Genomic DNA, 23,270 nt, shown 5'->3' with positions numbered 1-23,270 from the left:
GTGAAGTGATTTGCTTCATCGTATCTAAAATACTAAAGATGCAAGGGTGATCGTATGAATCAATCTGCTTCAAAATCTGGGCTTAGAACATTGACGGTAATTATCATTGCCCTCATTGCATTGTTCTTGCTCGTTGGCGGTATCTGGCTCGCAGCAATAGGCGGGTCTTTTTATTATATAATTGCAGGTGTGCTGTTACTTATTGTCGCAGTTCAACTTTATAAACGTGCTTCTGGTCCATTATGGGTCTATGCGGCTCTAATGCTAGGGAGTGTAATTTGGGGTGTTTGGGAAGTGGGTACAGACTTCTGGGCACTTGCACCACGCCTTGATGTGTTAGGTGTTTTAGGCTTGTGGTTGTTAGTACCAGCGGTTACACGTGGTATAGATAACTTAACCTCAAGTAAAGTGGCTTTGTCATCGACTTTGGCTATTGCGATTGTGGTGATGGTGTATTCGATATTTAATGATCCACAAGAAATTAATGGCGTTATTGAAACGCCACAGCCTGAGCAAGCGAAAGCATTAGAGGGGATCGCACCTGAAGATTGGCCTGCATATGGTCGCAGTCAGGGCGGTGAGCGTTATTCACCACTCACACAGATCAATGATAAAAACGTTAAAGGTCTGAAAGTGGCTTGGACTTTCCGTACCGGTGACTTTAGAACTGAGCACGATTCAGGTGAAACAACGAATCAGGTGACTCCAATTAAAATTGGCAATAATCTGTTTATGTGTACTCCACATCAGCATTTAATAGCAATTGATCCTGCAACAGGTGAAGAAAAGTGGCGTTTTGATCCAAAGCTGAAATCGGATAAAACTTTCCAACACTTAACCTGCCGTGGTGTGATGTACTACGATGCGGATAATACGACTAAGTTTGCAACCAGTTTACAGGCTAAAAAGTCGAGTTCAACCGAGTGTCCAAGAAAAGTCTTTGTTCCTGTCAATGATGGTCGTTTAGTTGCTGTAAATGCAGATACGGGCAAAGCATGTTCAGATTTTGGTGAAAATGGCGAGGTGAATTTACAAGAATTCATGCCATATGCTTATCCGGGCGGCTACAATCCGACTTCTCCTGGTATTGTGACTGGGACGACTGTAGTCATTGCAGGTTCAGTAACAGATAACCATTCGAGCCAAGAGCCATCAGGTGTGATTCGTGGCTATGATGTGAATACTGGTAAATTGCTATGGGCATTTGATACAGGTGCTGAAGATCCAAATGCTTTACCGGGTGAAGGTGGAACATTCGTTCATAACTCTCCAAATGCATGGGCACCACTTGCTTATGATGCGAAACTTGATATTGTTTATGTCCCAACTGGTGTGGGTACACCTGATATCTGGGGCGGTGATCGTACCGAGTTGAAAGAGCGTTACGCAAACTCAATGCTTGCCATCAATGCAACCACAGGTAAGCTTGTTTGGCATTTCCAAACCACACACCATGATTTGTGGGATATGGATGTACCATCACAACCATCTTTAGCTGATATTCAAGATAAATCTGGTCAGACGGTTCCTGCGATTTATGTACTAACAAAAACAGGTAACGTATTTGTGTTGGATCGGAGAACAGGTGAGACTGTTGTACCGATTACAGAAAAGCCAGTTCCACAAACAGTAAAATGGGGACCACAGACCAAGGGTGAGTTTTATTCACCAACACAACCATTTTCTGATTTCAATTTAGCACCAAAAGATAAATTAACCGATAAAGACATGTGGGGTGCCACCATGTTGGATCAGTTAATGTGCCGTGTGCAATTCAAACGTCTCAATTACGATGGCATTTACACACCGCCTTCTGAGAATGGAACTTTAGTTTTCCCTGGTAACTTGGGTGTGTTCGAATGGGGCGGGATGTCAGTGAATGCTGATCGTCAAGTCGCTGTGATGAATCCAATTGGATTACCTTTTGTAAGTCGTTTGATTCCAGCAGATCCAAATCGTCAAGCTGTTGCGCGTGGTGCGGGTACTGAGCACGGCATGCAACCAATGTATGGTACGCCTTATGGGGTTGATATCAGTCCATTCTTGTCACCATTTGGTTTGCCATGTAAACAACCTGCGTGGGGCTTTGTTGCTGGTGTGGATTTGAAAACTCACGATGTTGTATGGAAAAAACGTATTGGTACGATTCGTGACAGTTTACCAAATCTGTTCCAATTACCACCTGTGAAAATTGGTGTGCCAGGCTTAGGTGGACCGATATCAACGGCTGGTAATGTAATGTTTGTTGCTGCAACACAAGACAATTATATTCGAGCATTTAATGTGTCGAATGGTGATAAATTGTGGGAAGCGCGTCTGCCAGCAGGTGGACAGGCAACACCAATGACCTATGAAATCAATGGCAAACAATATGTGGTCATTATGGCTGGAGGACATGGTTCTTTTGGCACCAAAATGGGTGATTATTTAGTTGCATATGCTTTACCAGATTAATTCCTTTTAGATTCAAAATGCTCACTTCGGTGGGCATTTTTTTTGATTGATTTAGTGATGAAATACGTCACTTTTAAACAAAAATAGACAGATCGATCTGGCTTGTATAAAATTTCGACCTAATAAAAAAGGAATACGATAAGAAAATGCTTTTAAATATATTCCATGTACTTGAAAAACTGGGGTTAAATGCGCAAAAACGTGCAATACAAGTTCAATTTTCACATCCGATGCTCAATGCGCAAGTATTTTTGCAATCGATTGATGGAAATCATCAACTGAATCAGGGGTTAACGGCTGAGCTGATCTGTCTGTCAACGAATGCCGCTATTCCATTAAAAGCGTTTATAGGGTGCCAAGTTGCTGTAGATCAGATCACAGATACAGGGCACTTGACCCGCACAACAGGAATCATCACTGCCGCAGCACAGGGACAAAGTGATGGTGCTTTAAGTCTTTATCGACTGACGCTACAAGATGCCACAGCGCTTTGGACAAAGCGTCGTAATAGCCGCGTATTTATGAATCAATCCGTGGTTGAAATTATTCAAACCTTATTCAAGGAATGGCAAACACGTAGCCCATTATTTGCTGCAAGTTTGACATTAGATCTGAGTGGGCTAAGTAAAGACTATGATATACGTCCTTTTACGATGCAACACAATGAGCTAGACGCTGATTTTATTCAGAGATTACTGGCTTCAGAATCTATAAATAGTTTGATCGATGAAGCACAGCATATTGTTCCTCACAATACTGCGCCAATCCAAGCACAAAAATTACGTCTGATTGATGATAATCAACAATATCAGGCACTCGAACGTCGAAACATTCGGTATCATCGGAGCAGTGCAGCAGAACAATATGACAGTATGACCAGTTTGGTTGCTCAACGGAGATTACAACCCACAACGGTACATATTCAAAGATGGCAAGCTGATGCATTGGATCAAGAAGATGGCGCGGGCAGCGTTCAAAGTACACATTCTCATAGTGAACATCATGACAATCTCAGTCTAGGATTGGAGGATGCTTGGCATTTTACACCTGCATGGATTCAGGATTTAAAAGGTGATGATGGTGTCACAGCATCAGGTAGTCAACAAATTGAACGTCTAAATGAGCACCGTAATCAATACTATAATGCTGCCGCTAAACACTTTATTGCGCATACAACGGTTCGTGATGCCTATGTCGGTTATTGGTTTGAACTGAGAGAACATCCTGAGATTGATTTACATACTGCCCAAGACCGAAATTTTTTAATTACAGCAAAGCATTTTTATCATCATAACAATCTACCCAAAGAGCTAAATTTACAAGTTAGACAACTCTTACAAAATAGCCAATGGCAGGTTAGAGATTTTAATAACAACAATGAACGCCAAGCCAACCAACTTACCTTACAGCGTTACCATGTTCCAATTGTCCCTGAATATGACCCGATCAGGCATCGTCCGATTGCATATCCTCAACGAGCAAGAGTGGTCGGACCTGAAGGTGAGAGCATTTATGTCGATGAATGGGGGCGGATTAAAGTCCGATTTCTGTTCACAAGGAGTGAAGATCATCAGCATGATGGAGGTGCTGGCTCTAATAATAATGATAGCGACTCTGCATGGATTGATGTCCTGACACCTTGGGCGGGCGAGGGCTATGGTGCACGGTTCCTACCACGAATCGGTGAAATCGTGGTGATTGACTTCTTTGACGGTAATATTGATCGTCCGTTTGTGATGGGGCGTATCCATGAAGCACAGCGTTCACCGACCCGCTTTGATATTAAAGGACAATTACCTGATACCAGACGACTGAGTGGTATTCGTAGTCAGGAGATTGGTGGGCAAGGATTTAACCAACTACGATTTGACGATACGTCGGGACAAATCAGCACGCAATTACAAAGTAGTCATGCAGCAACACAATTAAATTTAGGTCATTTAAGTCATCCCAAAGTCCAAGAACATAGTGCTGGACGTGGAGAAGGTTTTGAGTTGAGAACGGATGCTTGGGGCGCTGTCCGAGCAGGCAAAGGCATGCTGATCAGTACCTATGCGCAAGAGCAAGCGATTGCAGATCACTTAGAAGCAGCACAAGCGCAGTCTTTACTCAATCAAGGCTATGAAAGCATGAAAATGCTCAGTCATATTGCTGAAAAACAGCAAGCGGATGCATTAAATGTCATCCAGCGACTGCCTAAATTTATTCAGTCGTTAGAGCTTAATAGCAAAACTCAAGCACTGAATAAGACCGTAAATCTGTTTAAGAATGAATTGAAAGACGATCCATTACATGCCTTGAAAGACTGTGGAGGTTTTATTAAGGATATCAGTGGCTTTGGTGGAGACACAAAAACAATTATTGATGAATTTAATCAATTCTTTGCCGATAGCAAAGATGCAATCAATAACTTAAAAGATTTCATCGAAAATGTTGAAGCACACGGGGCAGATATTGTTAAAGGGCAACTGGCAAGTTTAAAAGATAAAATTAAACAGAATCCATTTGAGAGCCTTCAAGAAGTTGGACAAGTGCTGGCAAACGTAGATATCAAAGATTTTGATTTGATGAGTACCTGTGGCACTTTCAAAAAAGGTAATCAACTCAATGTCAGTCCCTTACAAGCGCTGAATTCCTTACAAGGTTTCATGGAAGGATATACACAAAACTTAGAAAGTAGCAGTGATGCCAAACAACAAGAACAAGGAAAAATATTTCGACAAGCTTTAATGCTCCTAGCATCACCGAATGGGATTGCATTGACCACACCTGAAAATATTATTCTTCAAGCCTCACAAGACATCGCGGAAAGTGCTAGCGGTTCGATTAATTTGAGTGCTCAGAAAAATATTATTGGTCATGCGCAAGATAAAGTGAGTTTATTTGCTGCCACGAAAGGACTTAAAGCCTTTGCTGCAAAAGGAAAAGTTGAATTACAAGCACAAGATGACATGATCGAAGCAATTGCCCGTCGTGTCATAAAGATTATATCGACCGAAGAAAAAATAGAGATCACTAGTCCTGTTGAGATTGACCTAAAAGCTGGTGGTTCACAACTCAAGATAAATAAAGAAGGGGTTTTTATAAATACGGGTGGATACTTTAAAGTGAAAGCAGGGCAGCATGTATTTGAAAGTGGTGCAACCGTCAATGCAGAGTTACCGAGCTTACCGAAGAATGGTGTTTACAGTCGACGTTTTGATTTTAGTGGTTTGGTGTCACCTGAATTATTACAAGAGGGTTTTCTGTACAAAGTAATTAATCGAGCCAAAAAAACTGAATATGTTGGTGTTTTGGATGAAGACGCAAGGACTGAGCGAGTTTTTAGTGATAACCCAGATCAAATTGAAGTTGTTCTGTTAGGAAAAAATAAAGAAAGTGCCGATAAGCTTTTGTTAGTGGAGGAAACTAGAACTGATGGTGGGTCTTCGGAAGAAGCATGTTGTGGCGGTGATGAGCACCACCATGACGATTCTGAATACTCTCAAGTAGAGATAACGGATGAGTCAGATTTAGAACATGATTTTAAGCATTTTGGATGTGGGGAATAAGAAATGAGAATAGCGCAAGTATTGATAGGTTCACTGGTTTTATTCCAAAGTGTGAGCTTATATGCCGAGAGTGCTAAACAATGTTTGAAATATTGGAATGAGCCTGTTGAGGAAATTCAGGTTTTAGGAGACGTTGAGTGTGAACATGTTTGGGAGTTTGGCCAGAATAGTGCTACTCAGAATCGCCTAAAATTACTGGATCAATTAAATTTAAAACGGAAAAATGGTCAATGGATGTCTACCGGTAACTGTAAACAAGTCTTGTATGGTAGTAAAAAGTATAATATTTATCGAGCATATTATAAGGAAGATAGAGATGAGATATGGATTGCATATGATAATAAAAATGCTTTTTCTTACTTTAGAAAAATAGTTGCTCCATTGGAGGAAGGAACTAGTCCAGGTGTTGTTTTAAGTTGTGCAAGTATAGGAAAAAATGAGAAATCCAGGCATGCTCTCAATAGTTATTTAAAGAAAAATACATCGGTAAGTATGGAGATTTATCGTATTAATGATTGGAATCATGAGAATTACAAATGAAAAAAACAATAAAATTCAAATATGCAACAAAAACATTTGAAACTGATTTGGCAGGGTTTATTGAAGCAGTAAGTTTTAAAGAATCTTCTTCCAATTTATCTCTTCCTTTAAATCATACTGATAATATAATTGCTGCAAAAAATATAAATGGTTCAGGGTATATGGGGTTATTCCAGTGGGGAGAAGAAGCGCTGTATGACTTAGGATACTATCTAGGGGATTATGGAATATCGTATAAAGATCTTGCAGGTGTTGATAAAAATTCAGAATTAAGTAAAAGATGGCAGAGTCAATTTGACTCTCACAACTGGGTTGGTAGGTGGTCTGGTAAAAGAGGAATAAATTCAAAGTCAGACTTTTTGAATAATCCAGCTATTCAATATGAAATAATTAAAGAGTGGATTAGCCACTTATGTCGGCAAATTCGGAATAATAATCTCAATGAGTATTTTGGGAAAACAATACAAGGCGTTGAGGTAACAGAATCTGGTGCTATAGCTGGTATGCATTTAGTTGGTATCGGAGGGCTCGGAGCTTTTTTAGGAATTCCTAAGTTTCAAGGATCAAAGCAAATAGATGGAAATGGCACACATATCAGTAAATATATCGAGATGTTTAACCATTTTGATTTGGAAAATTGCTGCCAAAGAAAAATTTATATTGGTTTGACGGATGCTGAAAAAAATGCTTTAGCAAATAAAGAGGTTATTGTTGTTTCTCGATATGATGGAAAATATGTATCTGGTGAAACAAGAGTTAAGTTAAAGAGTGATGAGCAGGGAAATCTCCCAGTGATTGTGCGCCATCCAAATACTGAAATAAAAATTTTAGCAGATGGAAAAGAGTCGAATAGTATTGTACAGAAAGCCAATGAAAAGCAGAGAGCAACTTTAAGCGACTTTCCAATTTCTAGTTACGCTGCAACTTTAGAAACAGAAAGTACACCTCAACCAAAACCACAAACGAACAAAACTCCTCAAGAATTGAGAAGTGAACAATCTCAAACAATGCCATCCACACCAGTTGAGCATTCTAGAATATTAAGAGATATCCCATTTAATATTCAGATTGTGGAAGGAGATTCTGGTCGTCCTATTCCTAATATGACCTTTTTTCTGACATATAAGGGGAATATAAAAAAACATACTGCGGATGGTACGGGGACTAGAAAAGGAGTAATTGCTGAAGAAGGGCAAGATATTGAACTATCAGTGGAAGGAGATGGTCATAAACAAGTGATTCATCATTTCAAAGTGGATGCAGCACTCAATAATCAAACCTTAAAAGTAAGGTTACCTGTACATAGCTTTAGCATAAGAGTCACTCAAAACGGTCAACGTGTAGCAAATACATTGTTTAGTATTTTTTATAGAGGACGGGAGATTCCGAAAAGAACAAATGCATCAGGAATTATTACTGTAAAAATGCTCACAGGCTTTGTTTTTGGCTTTGGAGTCAAAGGTAAAAGTTTGGTATTAAGTCGTGTTGAAAAATCTGCTGCAATCAAAGGCTTTATTGTGAATGCAAGTGCAGTAAAAGCATCAAAACTAAATGAAACAGCGGACGAGCAACGGAAACGACAACAAGAAGCAGAAACAGCGAAATTACAACAACAGCAAAAAGAAGCTGCTGAGAAGAAAGAAAAAGAAGCTGAGGAGGAAAGAAAAAAAGCTAAAACTGAAGCTGATAAAAATAATCAAGCACGACAAAATAATGGCTATACTCAGAATGGCGGTCGACCAATCACCATAGTGAGTCGTCAAGCACCTGTAACCAGTGATACAACTCGTTATCATATTTATCATAATGGAAAAATTAAAAGAGAGAATAAAGCTGCTACAGGATATGCAGAGTTTATTTATTATGATCAGCAAGGCAATGCTCATAATTTGGGTAAGTCCAGATTTATTGTCGGTAAGAAATATGAGTTGGTTTATAAAAATGGTAAATTGACAGGTAATAGGGTAATAGCAGGTAAGACATATCTGATTGATCAGAGATTACATAGTTCATATCGTAAAAATAATATTGGTTACTCTTGGGTTATAGTTAGTAATGAGGGTAGATATTATTTAAGTGGGTTATCTCTAGCAAGTATACTAGGTGCAATGTGTAGTATAGGATATGGTGAATATCATGGTTCAGGATTTAGTACAAAAGATGGTAGCTCAGGTGTAGAGAGTAAAACTCATATTAATGGTATTAACGGTGATTTTAGATATTTGGGGACAAATAATAGCCATATGGTTGCAACAGTGCATACCACGTATAATAATTTTGATTGGGATACTAATGTTAGATTCATTGAAACGCTACATAGGTTTGGATATAAACAATTTTTATCAAGACCTGTTTCTATTAAAAATGGTCAAATGCTTCCATATTCGAGTTCTGTTATAAATCATCATCATCATGTTCATTTACAGGGCTTTTCTCCAAAAATAGAGGATATATGAAATGTTAAAATTTATTTTGGTGATGGTTAGCTTTGTTTTTATACATGGTTGTAGTGGAAGTGAAGTATTTAATCAAACGAAAGATGTATGTAAAATAAATTTTTCTGAAGATAAAAAAGATCTCGAAAATATACCTTGTTTAAAATTACCAATTTCAAGTCAGGACTTCTCAAGCTTATCTAAGCTTAAGAACGGTTGGTATGATTTAGATAATTTAAAATTTTTTATTGATAATAACGAACATTTAGCTCCAAAGTCACATTCTTTTGCAAGGGTTATAGGTTATTTTCCTGTTAGCCAACATTATGTATATATGTTGTTGTTACAAAATATGGATATGGAAGGGGATGGCTTGGCACAAACGATGACCTTACTTAAGGTGTATATAGAAGATGGAATGCATAAGAGTATCGATAGGGGGTACTATGTAGGTACTCATCGATTTAATTTTTCAGAATCAATTGGCTATGATTCCGAAATGGAGGAGATTGACTTTAGAAATATTTTAGATGTTCCATATCATGGAGAGTGTAAACAAGATTTTGTAATCCAAGATGATTTTTCATTAAGCACTCGGAAGATTTGTACAAATAAAATTGATCTTGATGGAAATTATTTTGAAGAAAAACAATATGAACTGGATTCGGAGACAATGAATTTTGTTGAAGTAAGTTGCAAAAAGCAGATGAATGAAAAACTTCTTAAGTGAAAGTTTCCACCTAAATCTTTTTTGGAGAGAAGAAGAACTAACAGATCGTCTTTTAAACTATTATCTAGTGACTTCGTATAAAGTTGTTAGATAAGCGTATTATCAATAAGTATTGATATTTTTGGTTAGGTAGAGAGGAGAACGATACAATTTTAAAGTTCTCTTTTTTATTGATGTCATCTGTTACTGAGCCCCATCAAGCTTATCAATAAAACCGTTATTAAATATGCAAAAAAAGCATTTTATTGATGATAAAAAGCTCGCTATGCTAACTGCCTTTATCATGAATTTACTAGCCGTACGCCATGTATTTATATACTGATTTCGATCAACAACTGATTAATCAACGTGTTGCTCAGTTCCGTGATCAAACAGAACGCTATTTAGCGGGAAAATTGACTGAAGACGAGTACCGTCCTTTACGTTTGCAAAATGGTTTATATGTGCAACGTTACGCACCTATGTTGCGTATTGCCGTGCCGTATGGCTTGATGAATACAAAACAACTTCGAAAAATTGCTGAGATTGCGACTGAGTATGATCGTGGATATGCACACGTATCGACTCGTCAAAACATCCAGTTGAATTGGCCTGCGTTGGAAGATGTGCCAGATATTCTTGAGGAATTGGCAACAGTTCAAATGCACGCAGTTCAAACATCTGGTAACTGTATTCGTAATACGACAACAGATCAGTTTGCTGGCGTTGTTGCGGGTGAGATTGCTGATCCACGTCCAACATGCGAATTGATTCGTCAATGGAGTACATTCCATCCAGAATTTGCATTCTTACCACGTAAATTCAAAATTGCAGTTTCTGCACTGGCTGAAACAGACCGTGCCGCTACAGCATTCCATGATATTGGCGTGTATATCGTGCGTAACGAGGCGGGTGAAATAGGCTATAAAATCATGGCTGGTGGGGGCTTGGGTCGTACCCCAATCATTGGTAGTGTCATTCGTGATTTCTTACCGCGTGAAGATTTAATTGCTTATCTTGAAGCGACTTTGCGTGTTTATAATTTGCATGGTCGCCGTGATAACAAATATAAAGCACGTATTAAAATTCTCGTAAAAGCATTAACGCCTGAAGTATTCGCACAAAAGGTTGAAGCTGAATTTGAACACACACGTGAAGCTTTGAAGATTCAGCCTGAAATCTTGAAAAAGTTAGATGAAGAATTTACCCCATTTGATTATCAAGATTTAGAAGATCAAGATTTTACGGCATTATTTGCTGAATATCCTAAATTTAAGCAATGGTTCAATGTCAATACCAATGCACATAAAGTCAAGGGCTATCGTATCGTGACGATTTCCTTGAAGCGTGCGGGTATTGCACCGGGCGATATGACGTCAGAGGAAATGAACTTAATTGCAGACTTAGCTGATAAATATACCTTTGGCGAATTCCGCACCACACACGAACAGAATATTTCGTTAGTGGATGTGCCTCAAAAAGATTTGTTTGAGTTGTGGCAAACACTTGAACAAAACGATATGGCTCGTGCACATATCGGTTTTATCACGGATATTATTTGCTGTCCTGGCGGAGATTTCTGCTCATTGGCAAATGCCAAATCTATTCCAATTTCAGAGGCGATCACACGTCGTTTTGAGGACTTGGATACCATCTATAACTTAGGTGAGCTAGATTTAAATATCTCGGGTTGTATGAATGCATGTGGTCATCACCATGTCGGAAATATTGGTATTCTCGGTGTAGATAAAAAAGGTGCTGAGTTCTATCAAATCACATTGGGCGGTAATGCAGATCATGACGCTTCAATTGGTGACATTTTAGGACCATCTTTTGCGGCGGACGCAGTGCCCGATGTTATTGAAGAAATTTTGAATACTTACCTCGATCTACGTACAGAAGGTGAGCGTTTCATTGACACATATCGCCGTGTTGGTATTCAACCATTTAAGGAGCGAGCTTATGCTTAATACTTCGCTACAAGTGCTTTTTAAAGACGGTACAATTGCTGATAATACCTATCAAGTCATTGCTGAAGATGGTGTGATTCCACACGGTGATGTTGTTGTTACAACTGCTCAATTAGATCAATTAGCAAATATACAAGGTAAAAAAGCGCTGTATATCACTGTGAATGATTCACCTGAAACGCATGCGTTTCCATTAAATGACTTGGATGCGATTTTCATTGAGTTTGCTGGATTTAATGATGGTCGTGGGTATTCATTTGCTGCGCTGTTACGTCGCCAAGGTTATCAAGGTGAATTACGTGCCGTGGGTGATATCTTCAAAGATGTTTTAAATTATTTAAAACGTTCTGGCTTTGATACTTTTGTGGTGAAAGAAGGGAAAGATATCCATGAAGCTGCGGCAGGGCTTCAAGATTTTACCAATCCTTATCAGGCTTCTACTGCTGTACCACAAGCAAGTTATCAGACAGGGGCTTAAGTCCTGTCTGAAAAAAAGCTGAACATTTAAATGTTCAGCTTTTTTATGCTTCTGGTGCAAGTTGGCAGTTGATCATCCATTTAATACCAAACTGATCGGTAAATGCCCCGTACAGCGCACCCCAAAATGTTTGTTCTAATGGCATCTCTATTTGCCCATTGTGTGAAAGCGCATCAAATAAACGTTTGGCTTCATCTATTTCACTTGCATCTAAATTAATCGAAATATAATGATTGTTGCCTTGGGTAAACACACTATTTGGAGCGCAAAATTGATCATTCACATCCGATGCCATGAGTATTGTAGATTCATTAATTGGCAAAGAAACGTGAAGCACATAATTGTTCTCCGCTTCTGTAAATGTTACGCCTTCTTCTGGAGGTAAGTCTCCATAACGACTTAACATTGAAAACTCACCACCAAATACAGATTTGTAAAAGTTGAATGCTTGTTCAGCTTGTCCTTGAAAATTTAAATAATGATTTAATTGCATGAGAAGGTCCTTGTTCTTTTTTTACACAATATAAATTATCGATATTTTTAACGAATGGTGCATTATTTTTTGTAATTCTAAAAAAGAATCCTGCAAAAAGCAGGATTCTTAGCTGTAGATTTGAGGTTTAAATCAATTCAACAGCAACTGCGGTTGCTTCACCACCACCAATACACAGCGCTGCAACGCCTTTTTTACCACCTGTACGTTTAAGTGCATGGATTAATGTAAGAATGATACGTGAACCTGTAGAGCCCACTGGGTGACCGAGGGCACATGCACCACCATTAATATTTACTTTTTCAGCATCAAGTTTGAAGTCGTCAATTGGACACATGGTTACCATTGCAAAAGCTTCGTTGATTTCCCATAAATCTACGTCTTGTGCATCCCAGCCCGATTTTTTCAACACTTTTTCAATTGCGCCAACTGGTGCAATGGTAAATTCTGAAGGGTGTTGTGAGTTAGATGCTGTTGCAACGATTTTTGCTAAAGGTTGTAAGCCTCGTTGAGCTGCAACATCACTTGAAGTGAGTACAAGTGCAGAAGCGCCATCTGAAATCGAACTGGCATTGGCAGCGGTAATTGTCCCATCTTTTGCAAATGCTGGTTTTAGGCTTGGAATTTTATCAATTTTAGCATTCAAAGGTTGTTCATCTTGATCGACAACAACATCACCTTTGCGAGTTGAAACAGTTACAGGAACAATTTCATCTTTAAAATAACCTTCAGTAATGGCTTTTTGGGCACGTTGTAATGAGCGGATCGCAAAATCATCCATTTGTTCACGGGTATAGCCACGCGTATTTGCCATATCTTGTGCAAATGAACCCATTAAACGACCAGTTTCTGCATCTTCTAAACCGTCAAAGAACATGTGATCTTTGATTTCACCATGGCCCATCCGATAACCAGCACGTGCTTTTGGTAATATATAAGGAGCGTTAGTCATCGACTCCATGCCACCTGCAACCACAATTTCTGCGCTGCCTGCTTTGATCATGTCAGTCGCCTGCATGACGGCTTTCATGCCTGAACCGCATAGTTTATTGATGGTGACCGCACCTGTTGAGTCTGGTAAACCTGCTTTGCGCATTGCTTGACGCGCAGGGCCTTGTTTTAGGCCAGCAGGTAATACGCAACCCATGATAACTTCTTCTACGTCAGTTGGTTGTAAACCTGAGCGAGCAATTGCTTCTTTAATCGTGATTGCACCTAATTCAGGTGCTGTAGCGCTAGATAATGCGCCTTGGAAGCCGCCCATTGCTGTACGAGCGCCGTTGACAATTACGATGTCAGTCATTATGTGTCTCCAGACTTATAATTTGCAGAGAAATGTTCAAAACCTATGCAGTATAGTAAAAAAAAACAGTGAAGAAAGTGTTTTACATCGCTTAAGCTAGACTGAACAGTTCTTAGCAACTTGTTAAGCGTTCGGGGGTAAGATGTCCCATTTGGCTTAATTTTATCCGTGTATGGTACTGCGGAGAGTTTGAGCAATAGAAAAAACTGCCATTAGAACCCCGAGGTAAACCAGTATTGCCCTGAAATGTGACTGAATTAATTCGTAGGGTACCTCTCCACTCTAATGTGCCATGTTTGTAATTTAATGGCAGGGCATACAATAACGTTTCCGAAGGATCGCGTTGTCGATTGTTATTTGTATCGATGAAACTGATGATGCCTTGATTCCAGTTATTCCCACAAGTTTGTAAATCATGACTTGCGCACAGAGTCACATTTTTTTGATAGATTTGTGCGTCAGATTTGGATTTTTGTATGTGAATTGTGAGTGTTCTTTTGAGTTGTTTTGCTTCATTTGAGATTATAAGCTCCCTTAAATGAGGGATACCAAAAGTAACTAAAATTGCCAAAATCGCGACACAAGTGATCAATTCACTGATTGTGAATCCTAAATTCTTAAACATTTTTTTACCTATATAATGTTTCTGTAATTTTTTTATTAACAAAGTGTTAAGTAAAGATCATATTTATTAAATTAAGTTTAATATCTAGACAAACTAATGATTACTTCCTTCATCAAATGCTGCTAAAATCGAAGAAAGTGTACAATAAGCTATTCATTCTTTTACGCCGAATTAAAATTTACTGAACTACAACGGAAATTGTAAGAAAATTTGTCAATAATTTGCGAGGTTAAAGTTATCAAGCACTTGGAAATTTCATCAAGTGTTTGTATGATTCAAAGTGAAGTGAATAGCTTAAAAAAAATACTGTAGGGCAGACCCTGTTCGCAGTGGCCAAAAATCATAGGCTAAGCTTGAACAACAAACAATTGTTATCTCTGGAGGATATCCATGAAATTGAGTCGTATTGCACTTGCTATGCTTGTTGCTGCTCCTTTAGCTGCTGCTAACGCGGGCGTAACAATCACTCCATTATTGCTTGGTTACACATTCCAAGACACTAAACACAACAATGGTGATAAGCACTTAACTAACGGTGGCGAACTACAAGACGATTTATTCGTTGGTGCTGCTATTGGTGTTGAATTAACACCTTGGTTAGGTTTCGAAGTTGAATATAACCAAGTTAAAGGTGATGTTGACAGCCTTGCTGCTAACTCTGAATATAAGCAACAACAAATCAACGGTAACTTCTATGTTACTTCTGATTTGATCACTAAAAACTATGACAGCAAAATCAAGCCTTATGTATTGTTAGGTGCTGGTCATTACAAATACTCGTTCACTGACGCTACTGATGTTCAGTTAGGTCGTACTGGTCGTGGTTTGAAAGAAGAAGGTACTCTAGGTAATGCTGGTATCGGTGCTTTCTGGCGCTTAAACGATGCTTTATCTCTTCGTACTGAAGCTCGTGGTACTTATAATATCGACGAAGACTTCTGGAACTACACAGCACTTGCTGGTTTAAACGTTGTTCTTGGTGGTCACTTGAAGCCAGCTGCTCCAGTAGTAGAAGTTGCTCCAGTTGAACCAACACCAGTTGCGCCACAGCCACAAGAGTTAACTGAAGACCTTAACATGGAACTTCGTGTATTCTTTGATACAAACAAATCAGACATCAAGCCACAGTACAAGTCTGAAATTGCAAAAGTAGCAGAGAAATTAGCTGAGTACCCGAATGCGACTGCTCGTATCGAAGGTCACACTGATAACACTGGTCCACGTGCATTGAACGAACGTTTATCTTTAGCTCGTGCAAACTCTGTTAAATCAGCGCTTGTAAACGAATACAATGTTGATGCATCTCGTTTGTCTACTCAAGGTTTCGCTTGGGATCAACCGATTGCTGACAACAAAACTAAAGAAGGTCGTGCTATGAACCGTCGCGTATTCGCTGCGATTTCTGGTAGCCGTACTGTTTTAGTACAACCAGGTCAATAATTTCAAGTTATTGAAATGATCTGAAAAAAGCGACTCAATATGAGTCGCTTTTTTTATCTCAATTACATTTGTCTCAAATTGATCTGATTACAATAAAAGTGAATGATTAGAATAATTATGTGTTTATATTGAATAAATCGTGTGAATTATTTAGTTCTATTGATGGTATTTCGGGATTTTGTTAAGTTTTTGATTAAAAAGTGATAAACTCTCGCAGCTTTAATAACGATTGTCGAATTAGAGTTTGGTAGCTTTTGCAACGAGAAATAGACCTTTCAGAAAATTGTTGATTGAATACTTGTAAAATGAATCAGGTATTTTGTAAGATTCAACATAAATTGAGTGGCTGAAAAAGATTTAATAAAGCTATTTCTTGTATTCAAAACTATTAAAGTTTACAGGGCAAACATTTTGTTTTTAGGAAGATATTCATGAAATTGAGTCGTATTGCACTTGCTATGCTTGTTGCTGCTCCTTTCGCTGCTGCTAATGCAGGCGTAACAATCACTCCATTAATGCTTGGTTATACAATGTTTGATACTGAACATAATAACCGTGGTGATAAAGGTCAATTGACCCCAAGTCCAGAGCTTAAAGATGATTTATTCGTTGGTGCAGCTATTGGTGTTGAAGTAACACCTTGGTTAGGTGCTGAAGTTGAATATAGCCAAATCAAAGGTGACACAAGTACAAGTAACGACTATAAGGGGCGTAATATTGCTGGTAACTTCTACGCTACTTCTGATTTGATCACTAAAAATTATGACAGCAAAATCAAGCCATATGTATTGGCGGGTGCTGGTCATTACAAATATGAAGGTGATGATATATACGGCGGTAAGCAGGAAGGTACATTAGCAAATGCAGGTGGTGGTGTATTCTGGCGCTTAAATGATGCTTTATCTCTTCGTACCGAAGCTCGTGGTACATATCATTTTGATGAAAAGTTCTGGAACTACACAGCACTTGCTGGTTTAAACGTTGTTCTTGGTGGTCACTTGAAGCCAGCTACTCCAGTAGTAGAAGTTGCTCCAGTTGAACCAACACCAGTTGCGCCACAACCACAAGAGTTAATTGAAGATCTTAACATGGAACTTCGTGTATTCTTTGATACAAACAAATCAGACATCAAGCCACAATTTAAGTCTGAAATTGCAAAAGTAGCAGAGAAATTAGCTGAGTACCCGAATGCGACTGCTCGTATCGAAGGTCACACTGATAACACTGGTCCACGTGCATTGAACGAACGTTTATCTTTAGCTCGTGCAAACTCTGTTAAATCAGCGCTTGTAAACGAATACAATGTTGATGCATCTCGTTTGTCTACTCAAGGTTTCGCTTGGGATCAACCGATTGCTGACAACAAAACTAAAGAAGGTCGTGCTATGAACCGTCGCGTATTCGCTGCGATTTCTGGTAGCCGTACTGTTTTAGTACAACCAGATCAACAAGCTCAATAATTGAGTTTTTGAACTGAAAAAAGCGACTCAATATGAGTCGCTTTTTTGATGGTTATTATGCTGTAAATATTCATTTTATCTCTCCTTATTCTAAAATTTAAATCGAAGTCTGGCTTAAGTTATCCTACCAAACACCTTTGTTGAGCTGCTGTTTGGCATGTTGGCGATCGCGGCGATGCTGTGCACGCGGCTTTTCAGTTTCATGAATTCCACCTTTTTTGAGCAAGGGTGACATAGCAACTGGATTGCGAACTTTGATTTGTGGCATTTTTTTAAGTTTCATATGATTATCCTTTAATACATAGAATTTGCTTCAGTGTATGTACGACATCAATCAAATCAGATTGATTGGCTATGACCGCATCTATATCCTTGTAGGCACTAGGAATCTCATCGATGATACCTACATCTTTTCGACACTCAACACCTTGAGTTTGTTGAATAAGATCATCTTGGTTAAACATTAACTTTGCTTTATTACGACTCATTTTTCTTCCCGCGCCATGTGAGCACGAACAGAAAGATTCAGGATTGGCTTTCCCTCTTACAATATAAGAGCGAGAGCCCATTGAGCCTGGAATAATGCCGAGTTCATCTTGGCCTGCTCGAATTGCACCTTTACGTGTAATGAATAGGTCTTCACCAAAATGATTTTCCTGATTGATATAATTGTGATGACAATTGATCGCTTCTTTCGTCATCTGAAAGGCTGGTAGAAGAGGGCGGATCGCTTCTAATATCAGACGCATCATTTCACGACGATTTTCGAAAGCATAACTTTGTGCCCATTCCACAGCTTCAACATAATCATCAAAGCTATTTGAGCCTTGAGCAAAATAGCTCAAGTCCTTGTCAGGAACATGCCCAAAACGATGTTGCGCTTCTTTCTTGGCAAGCTCAATAAAATAGGTACCAATCACATTGCCCAAACCACGACTGCCAGAATGAAGCATGACCCAGACATCTTGATTTTCATCAAGGCAAAGTTCAATAAAGTGATTACCACCACCCAGTGTTCCCAATTGTTTTTGCCAAGTTGCGTCAAATTTTCTGAGCATTCGGACAAGACCCGGGTGTTTTTTAATGATAGGCTGCAAGCGTTTTTCCAATGGAATAATACTTGAGGCTTTCGCTTTAACCTGTTTGTGTAGCTCAAAACCTACAGGAACTTTGCGTTCTATCGCATGGCGTATCGGTGCAAGATTGTCAGGTAATTGATCAGCTTTTAGATTTAGGCGTATCGCATTCATGCCACAACCAATATCTACGCCAACTGCGGCAGGGATAATGGCATGTTTTGTCGGGATAACGCTGCCCACGGTCGCACCTTTACCGACATGTACATCAGGCATCACTGCAATATGTGAATAAACAAATTGAAGTTGTGCCATTTTCTTAAGTTGTTCAATGCTTTCCTGATCAATATCGCGAGTGAATATTTTCACTGGAACGCCATACCATATTGAGCATCTGCATTAAGTATTTTTTGTATGCCCATAAGATTCTCTCTTATTTTATTTGGTGTCCGAATAGGCATAAAAAAACCTAGCGAATGCTAGGTTTAAGTAGACATTCGGACAAGTGAAGTTGATTTGCCACTTGTCCGTGAGTCGACCGCGTGCCAAATCTTAGTAAGTTGTTCCTTGTAATGTTGGCATGCGTGTCGTCCTCCTAAAATAAATGTTGCCGTTAAAATATGAGCAAAGATTCTACTCATATTTAAATTTTGGTCAAGTCTTATGTGGTTTATTCACCTGGTTTAACATTCATATCTTGATAAGCAATGAGCTTAGATTTGTGTTTCCATTTATAACCTAACCAGATGACCAAGAATAAAGGAATGCTAATATAGGTTGAGATAAGCCCAATCCAATCGATTTTTCCGCCCATTAAAGCTTGATAGTTTTGACCAAGAATAATAATTGAACATAGAATGAATGCAAACCACGGTGCAAATGGGAAGAATTTGGCACGATACGCGAGATCTTCAAGACGGTAACCTTGTGCTAAATAGCCTTTACGGAAACGATAGTGTGAGATCGCAATGCCTAACCAAACGATAAAGCCACACATCCCCGACATATTGAGTAACCAGTTGAAAACCTCTTGTTCACCAATAAACGTGGTTAAAAAGCACAATGCAGCGACTGCCGTAGTTGCATAAAGGGCATTCATAGGTACGCCACGCGGGTCAAGTTTAGCAAACCATTTCGGTGCACGCCCTTGTTTAGCCATATCAAACAGCATGCGTGTCGATGAGTACATGCCTGAGTTACCCGCAGATAATATCGCAGTTAAAATAACCGCATTCATGACACTCGCCGCAAAAGCAAAACCTGCTTTTTCATACAATAAAGTGAATGGTGACAGCGCAATGTCTTTACTTTCCGCTGCGTGTAATAGCAGTGGGTTGTCATAACTAATCAATGTACCAATAATGAAAATACATAAGATATAGAACAACAGGATACGCCAGAAAATTTGTTTAATTGCAATCGGAATGGTTTTCTTCGGGTCTTTAGATTCGCCTGCTGCAACCCCAACCATTTCTGTGCCTTGGAATGAAAATCCTGCAATCATTGCCACGCCAATCATGGCTTGTAAACCGCCAACAAAAGGTGCATCTCCTTTAGTCCAATTGCTAAAAGCGGAAACATCTGGAGTGAGCATGACCTTAACAATCATGAAAATACCAATAATGATAAAGATCACAATCGCAACAACTTTAGTCATTGAGAACCAAAACTCACTTTCACCAAAGCCTTTTACCGTGAGTGCATTAATTCCAAATATCACCGCGAGGAAAATGGCACTCCAGTAAAATCCTGGAAGATCGGGAAACCAAAATTTCATGATGAACTGTACTGCAACCAGCTCAAATGCAACTGTAATTGCCCAGTTGTACCAATAGTTCCAACCTAACGCAAAGCCAAATCCACTTTCCACATAACGGCTACCGTAAGTGAAAAATGCTCCAGAAGTTGGTGTGTGTGTGGCAAGTTCACCCAAACTGGTCATTAAAAAATAAATCATTAAACCAATTAAGGCATATGCTAATAATGCGCCGCCTGGACCTGCACTGGCAATGGTTGAACCTGAAGCGAGAAATAAGCCTGTGCCTATAGAACCACCAATGGCGATCATATTGAGATGGCGGGCGCCAAGCTTACGCAGAAGCTGTTGGGGAGCAGATGTATCGCTCATAAAAAATCCTTAAACACTATAAGGGTCGGTTGACACTTTATAAATGAATTACGTTGTAGGCTGAAATATCAGCCGACCCTACTTGCACAGGCGAATAATACTTTGAAGCCTTGTTGATCTGCTTTCACCATACATTCTCCAAAGCTTTGTTCAATCAATGGAGGGTAATTTAAGAAACGATTCGCCACGATCCATAATTCACCTGAACGTTTCAAGTGCAATTTTGCTCGTCGACATAATGTTTCACTGGCATCGTAATCCGTATGAATCCCTTGATGAAAAGGTGGATTACTTACGATTGCATCTAAGTCTTTTGGCGCATCGGCAAAGCCTGTTACTGGCTGAAGATGTAAATGAGCCAAGTTCAGCCCATTACGTTGAAATGTCATCTCAGTCGACCGTAATGCAAATGCATCAACATCAAGCGCAAAAATATGTTGGTTTGGATGAAGCTTAGCTAAATACGCACTAATAATGCCTGCACCACAACCAAAGTCGGCAATCTTACCCGATTTTACCTGTGGAAGGTAAGGGACTAATACAGCCGTTCCAGTATCTAAATGATCTTGACTGAAAACCCCAGGTAGGGCACAGACCTCTAAACGATCTTCTCCCATATCCACAGTGTAGGTTTTTAACCAATGGTCAAGTGGTTTTAATTGTTCAGTTTTTTCAATTTGCATTTGCCATAATTGGCAATGTCTAGCACTATCGAGTTTGAGTGTTTTTCCATAACTTTGTAATTGTTTGGCTGCACGTTCGATGCCCCCTTTTTTTTCACCCACTAGAAAAATACGTTGCCCTTGATTTAAGTGGCTCACAACAACATGCAATAGATAGTTGAGGAGTTCCTTGGATTTCGGAACGAAAATGATGACTTGATCAACCGTAATCTGAGGAAATTCAGTTGAGAAATACGAGTTAATTTGATGACCAACAAAACTTTGATGATCTGCATAATTCCAAGTCCATATCGAAGTTTGGACTTGACTCGGCATATTTTTACTCAGTTGATCATTCGGGGCATTAATCAACAAGACATGCCCATTTAAATAATCTTGTTGACGTAAGACAACTTCGCTACGTGGATCCATATTGATCTCTCATCAAAACAAAACCCAGTGGTCAAACTGGGTGTTTGCTATGGTTGGATGATTATTTGTGAGTTTCAGGTAAAACAAGATTTAAAACCAAAGCAGCAATACCGCCAGTTGCAACGCCTGAACTAAAAATATTTTTAAATAATTCAGGAAGGTGTTCTAGAATCTGCGGGACTTGAGCAACGCCTAAGCCAAGTGCCAGTGAGATCGCAATGATCAACAAAGCGCGGCGATCTAAGTGAATTCCTGACAAGATATTAATTCCAGAGGCCGCTACAGCGCCAAACATCACCATCACTGCACCGCCTAAGACAGCTTGAGGAACGGCTTGTATTACGGCCGCAACGGCAGGGAATAAGCCTAATAGGATCAGTAAGATTGCAATCCAGATGCCGACATAACGACTTGCTACGCCAGTGAGTTGAATAACGCCATTGTTTTGGGCAAAAACAGAACTAGGGAAGGTATTAAAAATACCAGCCAAGAATGAGTTAGCACCGTTCACCAATACGCCCCCTTTAATTCGTTGCATCCAAACAGGACCATCAACGGGTTGATTGGAAATTTTACTGGTCGCTGTTACATCGCCAATCGCTTCAAGCGATGTGACCAAATAAATAAATGCCATTGGAATAAATAAGCTCCATGAGAAGCTCAAACCAAAATGCATTGGGGTCGGAATTTGAATCAGAGGTGTTTCACCGAGGGCTGAAAAGTTTAAATGCCCCATAAATCCAGCAAGAATATAACCAATAATTAAGGCGATTAAAATTGCTGAACTTTTCACCCAAATAATGCGAATACGATTCAATAAAATAATGATGCCGAGTACGGTGCAAGACATGATTAGATTGTCCGCATTGGCAAAAGTATTGTCTTGCATGGCAGTATATCCACCGCCCATGCTAATCAGACCTTCTTTAATCAAGGTCAGACCAATTAACAGAACCACAATACCCGTAACCAAGGGCGTGATTAGCTTCTTTACCCAAGGTAAGATTCGAGAAACGCCCATTTCGATAAATGAACCTGCGATGACCACACCAAAAATTGCAGCCATTACTTGCTCAACCGGTGTACCTGCCGCGACCATCGCGCTACCAATACCAATGATTGGACCAATAAAATTAAAGCTTGTGCCCTGAACGATCAAAAGTCCTGCACCAAATGGTCCCACTTTTTTGCATTGTAAGAAGGTGGCAATCCCTGAGATAATCAAGGACATTGAAAGGATCATATTGGTATCTTCACGAGATACGCCTAAGGCTAAACAAATCAATAAGCCAGGGGTGACGATCGGTACCAGAATTGCTAAAAGGTGTTGTAAAGCGGCTAAAAATGCAACAAAAGGTTTCGGACGATCATTGAGTCCATAGACCAGATCTAACTGTTGCTGGGGTTGGGGATTCGACATGGGAGTATATAAAACAGGTAAGCATTAGTGGAATATTCTAATAGACTTAGCCTACTTTACCAACGATTCTGTAACGTTTCGTCAGAAAAAAAGT

General features: G+C 39.4%; 16 protein-coding genes and 1 pseudogene. 9 read left to right on the top strand and 8 right to left on the bottom strand.

Annotation, left to right across the window (positions count from 1 at the left end; all coding sequences use genetic code 11):
• Positions 1–54: 54 nt before the first annotated feature.
• The 7 genes from F927_RS07670 to F927_RS07640 all read left to right on the top strand — a co-directional run bounded on the left by F927_RS07670 (position 55) and on the right by F927_RS07640 (position 12,137).
• The gene (locus tag F927_RS07670) at positions 55–2,454 is read left to right on the top strand and encodes a glucose/quinate/shikimate family membrane-bound PQQ-dependent dehydrogenase (protein WP_005083256.1); all 2,400 of its coding nucleotides are present in this window, start codon (positions 55–57) and stop codon (positions 2,452–2,454) included.
• A 146-nt stretch (positions 2,455–2,600) separates the two neighbouring features.
• Entirely contained in the window at positions 2,601–6,005 is a 3,405-nt protein-coding gene (locus F927_RS07665) for a type VI secretion system Vgr family protein (protein WP_005083254.1), read from the top strand.
• 3 nt (positions 6,006–6,008) lie between these two features.
• Entirely contained in the window at positions 6,009–6,545 is a 537-nt protein-coding gene (locus tag F927_RS07660; protein ID WP_005083252.1) for a hypothetical protein, read from the top strand.
• A complete protein-coding gene (locus F927_RS07655; protein WP_005083250.1) occupies positions 6,542–9,001 on the top strand; it encodes a hypothetical protein in 2,460 nt (819 codons plus the stop codon). Before F927_RS07660 ends, F927_RS07655 begins: the two co-directional genes overlap by 4 nt.
• 1 nt (position 9,002) lies before the next feature.
• Complete coding sequence (locus F927_RS07650; protein WP_005083247.1) at positions 9,003–9,710, top strand: hypothetical protein; 708 nt, start codon at positions 9,003–9,005, stop codon at positions 9,708–9,710.
• A 305-nt stretch (positions 9,711–10,015) separates the two neighbouring features.
• A complete protein-coding gene (locus tag F927_RS07645; protein WP_005083244.1) occupies positions 10,016–11,659 on the top strand; it encodes a nitrite/sulfite reductase in 1,644 nt (547 codons plus the stop codon).
• Positions 11,652–12,137: a DUF934 domain-containing protein gene (locus F927_RS07640; RefSeq protein ID WP_005083242.1), complete on the top strand. Its 486-nt coding sequence runs from the start codon at positions 11,652–11,654 to the stop codon at positions 12,135–12,137. Before F927_RS07645 ends, F927_RS07640 begins: the two co-directional genes overlap by 8 nt.
• 43 nt (positions 12,138–12,180) lie before the next feature.
• Here F927_RS07640 and F927_RS07635 read toward each other — a convergent pair whose 3' ends face one another.
• The 3 genes from F927_RS07635 to F927_RS07625 form a co-directional block, all read right to left on the bottom strand.
• On the bottom strand, positions 12,181–12,630 hold the full coding sequence (locus F927_RS07635; RefSeq protein WP_005083241.1) for a VOC family protein: 450 nt from the start codon (positions 12,628–12,630) through the stop codon (positions 12,181–12,183).
• Positions 12,631–12,757: 127 nt separating this feature from the next.
• On the bottom strand, positions 12,758–13,933 hold the full coding sequence (locus F927_RS07630) for a thiolase family protein (RefSeq protein WP_005083239.1): 1,176 nt from the start codon (positions 13,931–13,933) through the stop codon (positions 12,758–12,760).
• Positions 13,934–14,045: 112 nt separating this feature from the next.
• A complete protein-coding gene (locus tag F927_RS07625) occupies positions 14,046–14,558 on the bottom strand; it encodes a GspH/FimT family pseudopilin (RefSeq protein WP_005083237.1) in 513 nt (170 codons plus the stop codon).
• 390 nt (positions 14,559–14,948) lie between these two features.
• Here F927_RS07625 and omp38 (F927_RS07620) point away from each other — a divergent pair, with 390 nt between their 5' ends.
• Both omp38 (F927_RS07620) and omp38 (F927_RS07615) read left to right on the top strand, forming a co-directional pair.
• A complete protein-coding gene (gene omp38, locus F927_RS07620; protein WP_005083235.1) occupies positions 14,949–15,998 on the top strand; it encodes an outer membrane protein Omp38 in 1,050 nt (349 codons plus the stop codon).
• A 431-nt stretch (positions 15,999–16,429) separates the two neighbouring features.
• Positions 16,430–17,458 (top strand): outer membrane protein Omp38, encoded by a 1,029-nt coding sequence (omp38, locus tag F927_RS07615; protein ID WP_005083234.1) that lies wholly within the window; start codon positions 16,430–16,432, stop codon positions 17,456–17,458.
• A 124-nt stretch (positions 17,459–17,582) separates the two neighbouring features.
• Here the strand turns inward: omp38 (F927_RS07615) and F927_RS17200 are convergent, their stop codons facing one another.
• The 5 genes and pseudogenes from F927_RS17200 to F927_RS07595 form a co-directional block, all read right to left on the bottom strand.
• Positions 17,583–17,741 (bottom strand): hypothetical protein, encoded by a 159-nt coding sequence (locus tag F927_RS17200; protein ID WP_005083233.1) that lies wholly within the window; start codon positions 17,739–17,741, stop codon positions 17,583–17,585.
• A 4-nt stretch (positions 17,742–17,745) separates the two neighbouring features.
• Positions 17,746–18,956, bottom strand: a pseudogene (locus F927_RS07610) (RtcB family protein).
• 248 nt (positions 18,957–19,204) lie between these two features.
• Positions 19,205–20,662 (bottom strand): amino acid permease, encoded by a 1,458-nt coding sequence (locus F927_RS07605; protein ID WP_005083231.1) that lies wholly within the window; start codon positions 20,660–20,662, stop codon positions 19,205–19,207.
• Between the two features lie 68 nt (positions 20,663–20,730).
• The gene (locus tag F927_RS07600) at positions 20,731–21,756 is read right to left on the bottom strand and encodes a methyltransferase (protein WP_005083230.1); all 1,026 of its coding nucleotides are present in this window, start codon (positions 21,754–21,756) and stop codon (positions 20,731–20,733) included.
• A gap of 61 nt (positions 21,757–21,817) precedes the next feature.
• Positions 21,818–23,176, bottom strand: coding sequence for a uracil-xanthine permease family protein (locus F927_RS07595; RefSeq protein WP_005083229.1), 1,359 nt, complete (start codon positions 23,174–23,176; stop codon positions 21,818–21,820).
• Positions 23,177–23,270: the final 94 nt, after the last annotated feature.

The sequence above is a fragment of the Acinetobacter haemolyticus CIP 64.3 = MTCC 9819 genome (assembly GCF_000369065.1).
GTDB lineage: Bacteria > Pseudomonadota > Gammaproteobacteria > Pseudomonadales > Moraxellaceae > Acinetobacter > Acinetobacter haemolyticus.
The sequence above is the reverse complement of the archived record's forward strand: the minus strand, read 5'-3'. Positions and strand labels throughout refer to the sequence as shown.

Coding starts and splice junctions, on each gene's coding strand:
- F927_RS07670 (WP_005083256.1), top strand. CDS start 55: ATGAATCAATCTGCTTCAAAATCTGGGCTTAGAACATTGACGGTAATT.
- F927_RS07665 (WP_005083254.1), top strand. CDS start 2,601: ATGCTTTTAAATATATTCCATGTACTTGAAAAACTGGGGTTAAATGCG.
- F927_RS07660 (WP_005083252.1), top strand. CDS start 6,009: ATGAGAATAGCGCAAGTATTGATAGGTTCACTGGTTTTATTCCAAAGT.
- F927_RS07655 (WP_005083250.1), top strand. CDS start 6,542: ATGAAAAAAACAATAAAATTCAAATATGCAACAAAAACATTTGAAACT.
- F927_RS07650 (WP_005083247.1), top strand. CDS start 9,003: ATGTTAAAATTTATTTTGGTGATGGTTAGCTTTGTTTTTATACATGGT.
- F927_RS07645 (WP_005083244.1), top strand. CDS start 10,016: ATGTATTTATATACTGATTTCGATCAACAACTGATTAATCAACGTGTT.
- F927_RS07640 (WP_005083242.1), top strand. CDS start 11,652: ATGCTTAATACTTCGCTACAAGTGCTTTTTAAAGACGGTACAATTGCT.
- F927_RS07635 (WP_005083241.1), bottom strand. CDS start 12,630: ATGCAATTAAATCATTATTTAAATTTTCAAGGACAAGCTGAACAAGCA.
- F927_RS07630 (WP_005083239.1), bottom strand. CDS start 13,933: ATGACTGACATCGTAATTGTCAACGGCGCTCGTACAGCAATGGGCGGC.
- F927_RS07625 (WP_005083237.1), bottom strand. CDS start 14,558: ATGTTTAAGAATTTAGGATTCACAATCAGTGAATTGATCACTTGTGTC.
- omp38 (WP_005083235.1), top strand. CDS start 14,949: ATGAAATTGAGTCGTATTGCACTTGCTATGCTTGTTGCTGCTCCTTTA.
- omp38 (WP_005083234.1), top strand. CDS start 16,430: ATGAAATTGAGTCGTATTGCACTTGCTATGCTTGTTGCTGCTCCTTTC.
- F927_RS17200 (WP_005083233.1), bottom strand. CDS start 17,741: ATGAAACTTAAAAAAATGCCACAAATCAAAGTTCGCAATCCAGTTGCT.
- F927_RS07605 (WP_005083231.1), bottom strand. CDS start 20,662: ATGAGCGATACATCTGCTCCCCAACAGCTTCTGCGTAAGCTTGGCGCC.
- F927_RS07600 (WP_005083230.1), bottom strand. CDS start 21,756: ATGGATCCACGTAGCGAAGTTGTCTTACGTCAACAAGATTATTTAAAT.
- F927_RS07595 (WP_005083229.1), bottom strand. CDS start 23,176: ATGTCGAATCCCCAACCCCAGCAACAGTTAGATCTGGTCTATGGACTC.